Annotated in this window: 11 protein-coding genes; 9 read left to right on the top strand and 2 right to left on the bottom strand. The window is 63.2% G+C overall.

Going from position 1 to position 12389, the window contains the following annotated elements:
- Nucleotides 1-192: 192 nt before the first annotated feature.
- From tauA to BXE_RS01265, 3 genes are read left to right on the top strand one after another with little or no spacing between them, the layout of a single operon-like run.
- Complete coding sequence (gene tauA, locus BXE_RS01255; RefSeq protein WP_011486632.1) at nt 193-1215, top strand: taurine ABC transporter substrate-binding protein; 1023 nt, start codon at nt 193-195, stop codon at nt 1213-1215.
- Nucleotides 1216-1256: 41 nt separating this feature from the next.
- A complete protein-coding gene (locus BXE_RS01260) occupies nt 1257-2054 on the top strand; it encodes a taurine ABC transporter ATP-binding protein (RefSeq protein WP_011486633.1) in 798 nt (265 codons plus the stop codon).
- Nucleotides 2055-2080: 26 nt separating this feature from the next.
- Complete coding sequence (locus BXE_RS01265) at nt 2081-2920, top strand: ABC transporter permease subunit (RefSeq protein ID WP_233518850.1); 840 nt, start codon at nt 2081-2083, stop codon at nt 2918-2920.
- Between the two features lie 55 nt (nt 2921-2975).
- Here BXE_RS01265 and BXE_RS01270 read toward each other — a convergent pair whose 3' ends face one another.
- Nucleotides 2976-3659 carry an HAD family hydrolase gene (locus BXE_RS01270; protein ID WP_011486635.1) on the bottom strand — a complete coding sequence of 228 codons (684 nt, stop codon included), beginning with the start codon at nt 3657-3659 and terminating at the stop codon, nt 2976-2978.
- A gap of 218 nt (nt 3660-3877) precedes the next feature.
- Between BXE_RS01270 and BXE_RS01275 the strand changes: the two genes are divergently transcribed.
- Complete coding sequence (locus BXE_RS01275) at nt 3878-5545, top strand: Na/Pi cotransporter family protein (RefSeq protein WP_038457045.1); 1668 nt, start codon at nt 3878-3880, stop codon at nt 5543-5545.
- A gap of 139 nt (nt 5546-5684) precedes the next feature.
- Here the strand turns inward: BXE_RS01275 and BXE_RS01280 are convergent, their stop codons facing one another.
- Entirely contained in the window at nt 5685-6455 is a 771-nt protein-coding gene (locus BXE_RS01280) for a DeoR/GlpR family DNA-binding transcription regulator (protein ID WP_011486637.1), read from the bottom strand.
- A gap of 567 nt (nt 6456-7022) precedes the next feature.
- Between BXE_RS01280 and ugpQ the strand changes: the two genes are divergently transcribed.
- The 5 genes from ugpQ (at nt 7023) to BXE_RS01305 (ending at nt 12019) form a co-directional block, all read left to right on the top strand.
- Nucleotides 7023-7808 (top strand): glycerophosphodiester phosphodiesterase, encoded by a 786-nt coding sequence (gene ugpQ / locus BXE_RS01285; protein ID WP_011486639.1) that lies wholly within the window; start codon nt 7023-7025, stop codon nt 7806-7808.
- Between the two features lie 104 nt (nt 7809-7912).
- Complete coding sequence (locus tag BXE_RS01290; protein WP_011486640.1) at nt 7913-9028, top strand: ABC transporter substrate-binding protein; 1116 nt, start codon at nt 7913-7915, stop codon at nt 9026-9028.
- Between the two features lie 147 nt (nt 9029-9175).
- Nucleotides 9176-10114 carry an ABC transporter permease gene (locus BXE_RS01295; protein ID WP_011486641.1) on the top strand — a complete coding sequence of 313 codons (939 nt, stop codon included), beginning with the start codon at nt 9176-9178 and terminating at the stop codon, nt 10112-10114.
- Nucleotides 10111-10902, top strand: a complete 792-nt coding sequence (locus BXE_RS01300) for an ABC transporter permease (RefSeq protein ID WP_007179495.1) — start codon at nt 10111-10113, stop codon at nt 10900-10902. Before BXE_RS01295 ends, BXE_RS01300 begins: the two co-directional genes overlap by 4 nt.
- A gap of 46 nt (nt 10903-10948) precedes the next feature.
- A complete protein-coding gene (locus BXE_RS01305) occupies nt 10949-12019 on the top strand; it encodes an ABC transporter ATP-binding protein (RefSeq protein ID WP_011486642.1) in 1071 nt (356 codons plus the stop codon).
- Nucleotides 12020-12389: the final 370 nt, after the last annotated feature.

The raw sequence follows: 12389 nt of genomic DNA on the forward strand, positions 1-12389 counted from the left end.
CAAGCGCGGCAAACCGCATCATTCGCTGGAACCGTTCGGCTGCCCGCGGCAACAGTCGCCGCCAACCAACCCAGCGCGAAAAGCAATGCTAAAACAGCGTGATTAGCAATCGCGGATTAATTAGAACCGGCCGCGAACAAACTGCCTATAGTCGAAAGCCTCCCGAACCTTACCTACAAAAGAGGCTTTCCGATGAACCGCTTCCGCCGTTCGCTTGCCGCGTTTGCTACGCTGCTTGCACTGTCCGCGCCGTTTGCATCCGTGGCGCACGCCGACACCAAAGAAGTCGTGATCGCGTATCAGGACATGGTGGTGCCGTGGCGTTACGCGCAGGCCACCGGCGAAGTGGAGAAAGCCACCGGCTACAAGGTCACCTATCGCAAGCTCGGCAGCGGCGCCGACGTGATCCGCGCGCTGGCCTCCGGCTCGGTGCAACTCGGTGAAGCCGGCTCGAGCCCGATCGCAGCAGGGCTGTCGCAGGGCGTGGATATTTCGCTGTTCTGGATTCTCGACAATATCAACGACGCCGAAGCGCTGGTCGCGCGCGACGGCTCCAATGTCACGAGCGTCGCCGGTCTCAAAGGCAAGAAGATCGGCGTGCCGTTCGTCTCTACCTCGCACTTTCATACGCTGGTCGCGTTGCAGAGCGCCGGTGTAAATCCGTCCGACGTCAGGATCGTCAACCTGCGTCCGCCTGAAATCGCGGCGGCGTGGGAGCGCGGCGATATCGACGCAACGTACATCTGGGACCCCGTGCTGGCCAAGGTCAAGAAGAACGGCAAGGTGCTCATCACGTCGGGACAGGTCGCGCAGCAGACCGGCAAGGCGACCTTCGACGGATTCGTGGTTGATCGCAAGTTCGCGAGTCAGAACCCCGAGTTCGTCACGCGTTTCGTGAAGGTGCTCGCCGCGACCGACGCGAATTATCGCGATCACACGTCGGCATGGACGGCCACGTCGCCGCAGGTCGAGGCGGTCGCCAAAGAGTCCGGCGCCAATGCGCAGGAGGTGCCGGCGAGCCTCGCGTTGTATGCGTTCCCGACGCCGGCCCAGCAGGCTTCGAACGCATGGCTCGGCGGCGGCGCGCAATCGGGCGCGGCGAAGTCGCTGGCTGCCACCGCGGCGTTTCTGAAGACGCAAGGCACGATCCAGAATGTGCTGGCCGATTATTCGACCGGCGTCGATCCGCAGTTCGTACAACGCGCGGCGCACTGAGCGTCGCGCGTTGTCTCCAGTCAGCATCACGAGGTCCGGCGATGAGCGGTCTTGAAATACGGCAATTGCAAGTCGCCTATGAAGGCGCGCGTGGCGCGGCGCCGCATGTCGCGCTGGCCGATGTCGATCTGCGCATCGAGCCCGGCGAGTTCGTGGTTGCGCTGGGTGCGTCGGGTTGCGGCAAGACGACCTTGCTCAACTGCATCGCGGGCTTCATCCAGCCGACCGAAGGCGAGGTGCGGCTGAACGGCGAGCCCGTTCTCGGGCCGGGCGCGGACCGCGGCGTGGTGTTCCAGAAATATGCGTTGATGCCGTGGCTCGACGTGCTCGACAACGTCGCGCTCGGCTTGCGTTTTCAGCGCGTACCCAAGGCGGAGCGCGAGCGCATTGCGCTCGAGATGCTGAAGCTCGTCGGACTCGAGAAGCATGCGCGCTCGCAGGTCTATGCGTTGTCGGGCGGCATGCAGCAGCGCGTGGGGATTGCGCGCGCGCTGGCAAGCGATCCGCAAGTGCTGCTGATGGACGAACCGATGGGCGCGCTCGACGCCATGACGCGCGAGTCGATGCAGGAGCTCGTACTCGACGTGTGGGGGCGCACGCGCAAGACGGTGTTCTTCATTACCCACAGCGTCGAAGAGGCACTCTTCCTTGCGACGCGCCTCGTCGTCATGACGCCGGGTCCGGGCCGCATCGCCGATAGCTACGACTTGCCGTTCGCGCAGCGTTTCCTGCAGACGCGCGATGCACGGGCGGTCAAGTCGTCGGCGGATTTCATCGAATGGCGCGAGCGGCTGGTGCGCCGCCTGCATGAGCGCAATCAGGAAGAGGTGGTGTCGTGACGGCTTCGCGTGAATCATTGGGCAATGTGCCGCTCGCCGAAACCGGCAAGCGGCCGCAACGGACCGCGCGTCCCGTACGCGGCTGGCGTTTGCCCGGCGAAGGGCCGACCGCGGCACTCAGCGCGGCGTCGGTCACGACGCTCGCGGCGTTGTGGTGGCTTGCCACGCATCTGCACTGGTTGCCGCCGCTATTTCTGCCGACGCCCGAAGCCGTATGGGCCGCGTTCATCGATGCGTGGCATGGCCGCATTCAAGGTGGCTTGCCGCTCTCCGAGCATCTCGCCTGGAGTGCGTTGCGTGTGTTCGGTGCGTTTGCGCTGGCCGCGGTCACGGCCGTGCCGGTCGGTATTCTGATGGGCGTGAGCCGGGTCGCGCGCGGCCTGCTCGATCCACCTCTGGAGTTCTACCGGCCGCTGCCGCCGCTCGCTTATCTGCCGCTGGTGGTGATCTGGTTCGGCATCGACGAAACGGCGAAGATCGTCGTGATCTATCTCGCCTGCTTTGCGCCGATTGCGATGGCCGCGCGCGCCGGCGTGCGCAGCGCAACCATCGAGCAGATTCATGCGGCGTATTCACTGGGCGGCAGCTTCTCGCAGATCGTGCGGCACGTGGTCTTGCCGGCGGCGCTGCCGGAGATTCTGACCGGCCTGCGTATCGCGATCGGTTTCGGCTGGACCACGCTGGTTGCCGCCGAAATGGTCGCGGCCACTGCGGGGTTGGGTCAGATGGTGCTGAACGCGTCGAGCTTTCTGCGCACCGACGTGGTGGTGATGGGCATTGTGCTGATCGGGCTGATCGCTTGGTTCTTCGATCTGGGTATGCGCGCGCTGGAGCGCCGCCTCGTGCCGTGGAAAGGGCGCGTGTAGCGCGGCGGCTGCCGCTCAGCGCCAGGCGCAAGCCCAGGTCCAGGTCCAGGCAAGCTCAGGCAAACAGCTCGATCACCGGCCAGCCGCGTTCCGAAGCGACGGCACGCAAACGCGGATCGGGATTGGTCGCGACCGGATGGGTGACGCGCTCCAGCAAGGGGACGTCGTTGATCGAATCGCTATAGAACCAGCTCTCGTGGAAATCCTGCAGCCGATGCCCGAGCGAAGCCAGCCAACTCTCGGTGCGCGTGATCTTGCCTTCGCGGAAGGTGGGGGTGCCGACAGCGGTGCCCGTGAAGCGCGCCGATGGATCGCCGCCTTCGGTGCCGAGCTCGATTCCCAGCAGATGCTCGAAACCGAGCGCCTTGCCGATCGGCTCCGTGATGAACACATTGGTGGCGGTGACGATGCAGCAAAGATCGCCCGCGTCCAGATGGCGTTGCACGAGTTCGCGCGCGGCAGGCAGGATGGCCGGCGCAATCACCTGCTGCATGAACTGCGCGTGCCACGCGTTGAGTTGCTCGCGTGAGTGGCGGGCGAGCGGCGCCAGCGTATAGTTCAGATAGGCGGCCATATCGAGCGTGCCGGCCACATACTGCCGGTAGTAATCGTCGATTTCCTGCGCGTGCCGCACGGCGCCTTCCACGCCCAGTCCGGCAATGAAGTGGGCCCACGCCTGATCGCTGTCGAGCGGCAGCAGCGTGTGGTCCAGGTCGAACAGCGCAAGGTTGCGGCTCATCCAGAGTCCTCGTGTTTAAGGGGGGTGTGGTCGAACGCCATGCATGACTGGCCATGAGCCGGCACACAGCAATCCACAGTTTTGCACGAGCGTATATTTAAACGCACAAAATTACAATATGGCAAAAATGTGCAACACTACTGTCATATACGCTCCGGTGCCGGTTCGCGCGGCACGCGGTTCGGGTCATGGCAGCAGGAACGGATGCGCAGTGCCCTATGTTGATTCTCCTAAACCTTCTGGCCGGTGTGGCGCTCCTCGTGTGGGGTTCACACATTGTGCGCACCGGCATCCTGCGGGTTCTCGGCGCCGATCTGCGCAGCGTGCTGGGGCGCAGCACCAGTAGCCGCTGGCGGGCGTTCCTCTCGGGTGTCGGCGTCACGAGTCTGGTACAGAGCAGCAATGCCACCGCGGTCATCGTCACGTCGTTCGCGGCGCAAGGACTTTTACCGCTCGCCAGCGGTCTCGCGATCATGCTCGGCGCCGACGTCGGCACCGCATTGATGGCGCGGGTTCTCACACTCGATCTGTCCTGGTTGTCGCCGATCCTGATTCTGCTCGGCGTGCCGCTCTTTTTGTCGCGCAAGCAAACCCGTCTCGGCCAGGCCGGCCGCACGCTGATCGGCCTCGGGCTGATCCTGCTGGCGCTGCGTCTGATCGTCGAAGCCGCCCAGCCCATGATGCAAGGCGCCGGCGTGCGCGTCATGTTCGGTGCACTGACCGGCGACACCATGCTCGACGCGCTGGTCGGCGCCGCGTTCGCCATGCTGTCCTATTCAAGCCTTGCCGCCGTGCTGCTGACCGCGACGCTTGCCTCATCCGGTGTGATTTCGCTGAAGGTGGCGCTGTGCCTCGTGATCGGCGCGAATCTGGGCAGCGGCCTGCTGGCGCTCCTCGGCACCGTCGCACAGAACGCGGCGGCGCGGCGGCTCGCGTTGGGCAGTTTTGCGTTCAAGCTGGCGGGCGCGTTGCTGATCCTGCCGTTCACTTCGCTGCTCGCGCGCGGACTGCCGGTATTGATCGCGAATCCGCGTGAAGCAACCGTTGGATTTCACCTGATCTATAACGCGCTGCGTTGCTGCGCGTGCCTGTCGCTGATCGATCCGGTGGCGCGCATCTGTGTGCGCATTCTGCCCAACCGGCCGGTGCCGAACGGCGAGCTACGGCCGCTCCACCTGGACACCGCCGCGCTGTCCACACCCACGCTCGCGCTCGCGCATGCCGCGCGCGAGGTGCTGCGGATCGGCGACATCGTGCGCACCATGCTCGACAATGTCGCGGACCTGATCCATCACAACAATCTGGACAAGGCGCGGGAAACGGTGCGCATGGACGACGACGTGGACGAGCTCTACGCCGCGGTCAAAACCTATCTGACGCTGATCTCGCGCGAGCAGCTCGACGAAGCCGACAGCCGCCGCTGGACCGACATCATTTCATTGACGATCAACCTGGAACATGCGGGCGACATCATCGAACGGATCGTGGGCGATATCGAGGAAAAGAAGATCGCTCACCGGCTGTCGTTTTCGGAGGAAGGGCTGGGTGAACTGGACGATTTGCAGGCACGCCTCGTCAGCAACCTCCAGCTTGGCCTGTCGGTGTTTCTGAATAACGACTTGCGGTGCGCCGAGCGCCTGCTGGCGGAGAAGGAGCGCTTTCGCGATCTGGAGCGCGCCTATTCATACCGGCATCTGGACCGGCTCGCCGGGCAAACCTTGCGAAGCATCGAGACCAGTGCACTGCATCTCGATCTGATCAGCGACATGAAGCGGCTCAATTCGCTATTCTGCTCGACCGCCTATCCGGTGCTCGACGCAGCCGGCGCGTTGCACGACACGCGCCTGCGCAAGCGCGCGCTCGATACGATGCACGTGAAGGAATAGGCTTCCCGCCTCACGCCTCACGCCTCACGCCTCACGCCTTACGCCTCGCACCTCGCACCTCGCACCTCGCACCTCGCACCTCGCACCTCGCACCTCGCACCTCGCACCTCGCATCGAGCCCCGGGTACAGGCCTCGACCCTAAGCGAGAACGATCTCTTCGAGCTTCTTTTTCAGCGACGCAAAATCGGCGGCTTCGGCCGCCTTCTTGTTGGTGACGAGCACGTCGATGCGATCGACTGGGCAGTAGGAAATACGGCTGCGCTGGCCGATCTTGCTGTAATCGGCGAGGATCACCACGCGGTCGGCGTTGGCGACCATCGCGCGCGCCACTTCGGTTTCGGCGTGGTCGTAGTTGGTCGCGCCATGCCGGTGATCGACGCCGACGGGCGACAGCAGCGCAAGGTCCGCGCGATAGCGCTGGATGTCGAGCACGGTGGTGGCGCCGGTGGTCGCCATCGCGCGGTCGCTGATCGAGCCGCCGAGCAGGATGACTTCGTTGGCGGCTTCGGCCTGATCGACCGCTCCGCGCATCTTCAGCGCGACGTCGATCGAATTGGTGACGACGGTGAGGTTCGCGAGCTTCGCCAGTTCCTCGGCCAGCGCGGTGGTGGTGGTGCCGGCGTCGATGAAAAGCGTCTGGCCGCTCGCGATCAATCCTGTAGCCGCCTTCGCGATGGCGGTTTTGGATTTGACGCGCATGTGCACGCGCTCGGCGATCGGCGCTTCGTCCGCGGGCTTGATCGCGCCGCCATGCACGCGCCGCAGTTCACCGAGCGCTTCGAGGTCGAGCAGATCGCGCCGCACGGTTTCGCGCGACACCCCGAGGTCCGCCATGATCCGTTCCGTGGACACGCGTTGAAGCGTGGACAGCAACGCTCGAATTCTCTGATGACGGTCTTCCTGCCACATACATGTTTCCCTGGATGCGTACGCGCGTTTGTTTAGCTTGTTGTTAACTGCGACATCGTGGTCACGAATGTGTGTCCGGACGATGTCAAGCGTACTACTTTAGTCGAATTGTGTTGTATTTTTTTGGCAGCTTGCAAGTTTGTGTATTTAACTTTAGCCTTCGCAGATTGAAGCGCCAAGCCTGTTTCGAACATCAAATGTTCGAAAAGGAATTGAAATGTCCGATTTCGAGCATTTTGCGGCGTTTTTTGGCAATCTGACCAGATGGTGCCGTCACCATAATGGATCCTGGGATCCGCTATCTGCGCGATGCTCATGTGGTGTCACGTTGCTCGATGACGGTACGCTTCGTCATCCTGACAATGATGTCGCGATGTCCGGCGCGGTGGAAACACGAAGCGTATATCCGGCTATCGCAGCGCGTGCTCTGGCGCGATACTACCCGCCAGGCTCGCGCGTGAAGGGACAACCTGAAGCATGCGTGCTTCATTGATGGCCAGGGCAGCAGTGGCGGCAGGCAACGTGTCGAGAGCATAGTCAACCGCTCTATCTGAAAGGTAACGAGACGTGGGAAACGGGATTAATCGCGCTTCATCCGCAGACTGGCCTTATCCGCGACTGGCCGCGCATCGCTGCGGCGGCTCGCTGGCGCCGGAGAACACGCTCGCCGGCTTCGACGCCTGCGTGCGCTATGGCTACCGCATGGTCGAGTTCGACGCCAAGCTATCCGCCGACAACCAGCTCTTTCTGCTGCACGACGACACACTCGAGCGCACCACCAACGGCCACGGCGCCGCCGCGGATCACACATGGCAGCAACTGGCCACGCTCGACGCCGGTACATGGTACGGACCGCAATTCGCCGGCACGCGTCTGCCGACGCTCGCCGAGGCGGCCGGGCGCTGCGCGCGCGACGGCATTGCCGCCAACATCGAGATCAAGCCGTGTCCGGGCCGCGACGAAATCACCGGAACGCTGGTGGCAAGCGGCGCGCTGACGCTATGGCAAGGACAGACGCCGCCATTGCTGTCGTCGTTTTCGTTCGAGGCACTGGCCGCCGCGCGCGACGCGGCGCCGTCATTGCAACGCGGCATGCTGTTCGACGAGGTGCCGGCGGACTGGCTGCGTGTCGTGCGTGAACTCGACTGCGTGTCGTTTCACGCGAACCATCGGTATCTGAGCGAGCCGCTGGTCGCCGAGATTCATGGCGCCGGCCTGCGCGTGCTCGCCTATACGGTCAACGACCCGGCGCGTGCGCAACTGCTCGCGCAATGGGGCGTCGACATGATTTGTACAGATCGCATCGATACACTGCGACACGACATGTTCTCCGCGCCGGCCAACCCGGCCTGAACATGGTGCGGGCGCGCAGGTGCAGCCATGCACGTGCACGCTCTCTGAAGCTCGAACCAGAAATTTTCCAAACGTAGCAATTTCGGCAGAGGATGGGGAAGACCATGAACCGCACTGCGTTAGCTCGCATACTTTCGATATCGGCCGTTGCGGGTGTCACCGCCGCCGGCGTCAGCAGCAGCGCTTCGGCCGCGCCGCTCGATGTCCTGATCGCCGCCGCGAAGCAGGAAGGCCAGCTCACCGTGATAGCGTTGCCGCACGACTGGTGCAACTACGGCGAACTGGTCGCCGGCTTCCAGAAGAAGTACGGCATCAAGATCAACGAACTGAATCCGGATGCCGGTTCGGGCGACGAAGTCGAAGCCATCAAGGCGAACAAGGGCAACAAGGGCCCGCAGGCGCCTGACGTGATCGACGTGGGTCTCTCGTTCGGTCCGACCGCGAAGGCAGAAGGGCTGCTGCAGCCGTACAAGGTCGCCACGTGGAACTCGATTCCGAAAGAGTCGAAAGACGCCGACGGCTATTGGTACGGCGATTACTACGGCGTGCTCTCGTTTGAAGTCAATGCCGACATGATCGACAAGGCGCCGTCCGACTGGAGCGATCTGCTCAAGCCGGACTACAAGAATGCCGTCTCGCTGGCCGGCGACCCGCGCTCGGCCAATCAGGCGATCCAGGCCGTGTATGCAGCCGGCCTCTCGCAAAGCAAAGGCGATGCGAGCAAGGCCGGACAGGCCGGGCTGACCTATTTCGCCAACCTGAACAAGAATGGCAACTTCGTGCCGGTGATCGGCAAGGCGGCCTCGCTCGCGCAAGGCACCACGCCGATCATCGTGCGCTGGGATTACAACGCGCTGGCCGACCGCGACACGCTGAAGGGCAATCCGAAGGTGCAGGTGGTGATTCCGAAGACGGGCGTGGTCGCCGGCGTGTACGTTCAGGCGATCAGCGCTTATGCGCCGCATCCGAACGCGGCCAAGCTGTGGATGGAGTATCTGTACTCGGACGAAGGCCAGATCGGCTGGCTGAAGGGCTACTGCCACCCGATGCGCTATACCGAACTGGTGAGCGGCAAGAAGGTGCCGCAAGCGTTGCTCGACAAGCTGCCGCCGCCTTCGTCGTACAAGAACGTCGTGTTCCCGACGCTGTCGCAACAGGACGCGTACAAGGACACCATCACGAAGCATTGGGACGAAGCGGTCGGCGCGAACGTCAAGTAAGGCGTAACGCGCAGGTCGCGGCGGCAGCGGAGCAAGCGCGCCGCGACACAAAAAACGCAGCATGAAGTTTTGCCGCACCGGCGCGCCGCTGCTCGTGATGAGCGCAGCGCGCCGGGTGCGTTTGCCAGATTGCCCCAAGGGTGAGCTATGAGCGCTTCATCGGATGCCGGGTCGGTGCAGCCGGAATTGCTGGTTCCGCCTGTACCCAGCCCAACGCCTCGCGTCGACGGTCCGGGGCGCGCGTCGCAGTTCCTCGCGTGGATCGGCGTGGTGCCGTTCTTTACCTTCGCGCTGCTGTTCCTGATTCTGCCGACCGGCTTCCTGATGGTCGGCGCGTTCCAGGATTCGCAAGGCCACTTCACGCTCGCCAATTTCCGCGACCTGCTCCAGCCGACCGTGATGGACGCATACTGGATCAGCTTCAAGGTGAGCGCCGCCTCGTCGCTCGGCGGTGCGGTGATCGGTTCGCTGCTCGCCTGGGCGGCGGTGCAGGGCAAACTGCCGGGCTGGATTCGCCCGACCTTGATGACGTTCTCCGGTGTCGCGTCGAACTTTGCCGGCGTGCCGCTCGCGTTCGCTTTCATCTGCACACTGGGCCGCGTCGGGCTCGTCACCGTGTTGCTGAAGAAATACCTCGGCTTCAATCTGTACTCGACGGGCTTCAGCATCCTGAGTTTTTCAGGTCTGACGCTGACCTACCTGTATTTCCAGATTCCCCTGATGGTGCTGATCGTCACGCCTGCGCTCGACGGCCTGAAGCGCGAATGGCGCGAGGCCTGCGATTGCCTCGGCGGCACCGCGTTTCAATACTGGCGCTACGTCGCGCTGCCGGTGCTGTGGCCGAGCGTGCTCGGCGCCGCGCTGCTGCTGTTCGCCAATTCGTTCGGTGCGGTCGCGACGGCTTACGCGCTGACCGGCAGTTCGCTGAACATCGTCACGATCCTGCTGTACGCGCAGATTCGTGGCGACGTGATGCATAACCAGAATCTCGGCTACGCACTCGCGCTCGGCATGGTGCTCGTTACCGGCCTCTCGAATGGCGGCTACATCTGGCTGCGCTCGCGCGCTGAAAGGGGGCGCCGATGAAGAGCCAATCGCGCGTGGGTGCGTGGACCGCGATGATCGTCGGTTCGCTGTACTTTCTGATTCCGTTGATCGCGACGTTCGAGTTCAGCTTGCGCATGAAGCGCGGCGCGTACAGCTTCGAAGCGTATAGCGTCGTGCTCGGCGATCCGCGCTTTCAGGCCTCGTTCGGCTATTCGATCCTGATGGCGCTGCTGACGATCGTGGTCGGCGTGCTGCTGGTGGTGCCGACCGCTTACTGGGTGCAGTTGCGTTTGCCGAAGCTGCGGCCGGTGGTCGAGTTCATCACGCTGTTGCCGCTGGTGGTGCCGGCTATCGTGATCGTGTTCGGCTACCTGCGCATCTATAACAGCAGCTCGATTCTGCCGCTCACCGGCAACGAGCGCGCCACGGATCTGTTGCTGGTGTTCGGCTACGTGACGCTTTCGCTGCCGTACATGTACCGCGCGGTCGATGCCGGCCTGCGCGCGGTCGATGTGCGTTCGCTCACCGAAGCGGCCGAATGTCTCGGCGCGAGCTGGCCGACCATTCTCTTCAAGGTGATCTTTCCGAATATCCGTTCGGGCATTCTGTCCGGCGCGTTTCTCACCTTTGCGGTGGTGATCGGCGAATTCACGCTGGCGAGCCTGCTCGACCGGCCTGCGTTCGGTCCGTATCTGCAATTGATCGGCGCGAACCGCGCGTATGAACCGTCGGCGCTCGCGATCATTGCGTTCGTGATTACGTGGGCGTCGATGGGGCTGATTCAGGTATTCGGCTCGGCCCGTGCAATGAGCGGCCAGAAAGTTTAATCAATGAGTTTGATCCAATGAGTTTGACGGACTGAGGCAGCGAATCATGGCATTCCTTGAGATCGAAAATCTGCATAAGTCCTTCGGGGCGAACACGGCGCTGCATCACTTCGATATGAAGATCGAACGCGGCGAGTTCATTACTTTCCTCGGGCCGTCCGGCTGCGGCAAGACGACGGTGCTGCGCATGATCGCCGGCTTCGAAACGCCGACGCGCGGCGTCATCCGGCTGGACAACAAGGACGTTACCCACCTTCGCACGCGGCAGCGCAAGGTCGGCATGGTGTTCCAGTCGTATGCGCTGTTTCCGAACATGACGGTGGCCGAGAACATCGGCTTCGGGCTGAAGATCACGCATCGGCCGCAGGCGGAGATCAATCAGCGCGTCGAGGAGATGCTGCAACTGATCAAGCTGCCGCAACTGGGCGGGCGTTATCCGTGGCAATTGTCGGGCGGCCAGCAGCAGCGCGTGGCGCTCGCGCGCGCGCTCGCCGGCAAGCCGCAGGTGCTGCTGCTCGACGAACCGCTTTCCGCGCTCGACGCCAAGATCCGCATTTCGTTGCGTCAGGACATTCGCGCGTTGCAACGCGAACTCGGTATCACGTCGATTTTCGTCACGCACGATCAGGAAGAGGCGCTGTCGATTTCCGACCGCATCGTCGTGATGAACGAGGGCCGCGTCGAGCAGATCGGCTCGCCCTCCGAGATCTATAACTATCCGCGCACGCGGTTCGTCGCGTCGTTCGTCGGCACGCTGAATATTCTGGCCGGTCATGTGGTCGATCCGGCAACCGGCAGGATGGTGGTGGACGGTCAGGAGTTGACCACCACGCAGGAGTTGCCGTCGAACGACGCCGGCAAGAAGCGCCTGCTCGCGCTGCGGCCCGAGGCGATCGTGCTGGAGCCGGCCGCGCCCGGCCGCAACACGCTGAACGCGACCGTCGAAGAAGTGAATTTCCTCGGCGCCGTGGTGCGTATCAGAACGCGCGTGAAAGACGCGGTGATTTCGCTCGACGTGTTCAACGACCCGAATCGCGGTTTGCCCGAACGCGGGCAGCCGGTCTCGCTGGGTTTCTCGCACGAGAATCTGCTGGTGCTCGAAGAAGGCGGCGTTTAGAGGTTGCAGATCGCGAGGCGTGCTGGCTTTCGGGCAAAAGGCACGCCGTAGAAATCCTTAGGGGTTATCCCGAGGCTGGAGTCGCAATGGATTCCGGATTCCCCGACGCCCCTTGTCCGGATTTCCGGAATCCCGGACGACGTGCGCCGTGAAGCGCCAGAAAACCCATAAGAATCAAAGCGCCGAGCCCGGCGTCGAACTGGCATCGACCTTGCAAAACAGATATCGCGGCCGCAACGGTCCGACAACTAAAGCAAGGAGACAACGATGTCCGATTTCCCTTCCCGGTATTTCTGAATTCGTCGTCTTGTCGCGGTCTGATGCCGTGCACAGGCGTGACGACTATTCGTTCGCATGATGCGCAGCGTGG

The sequence above is a fragment of the Paraburkholderia xenovorans LB400 genome, from assembly GCF_000013645.1.
Classification (GTDB): domain Bacteria; phylum Pseudomonadota; class Gammaproteobacteria; order Burkholderiales; family Burkholderiaceae; genus Paraburkholderia; species Paraburkholderia xenovorans.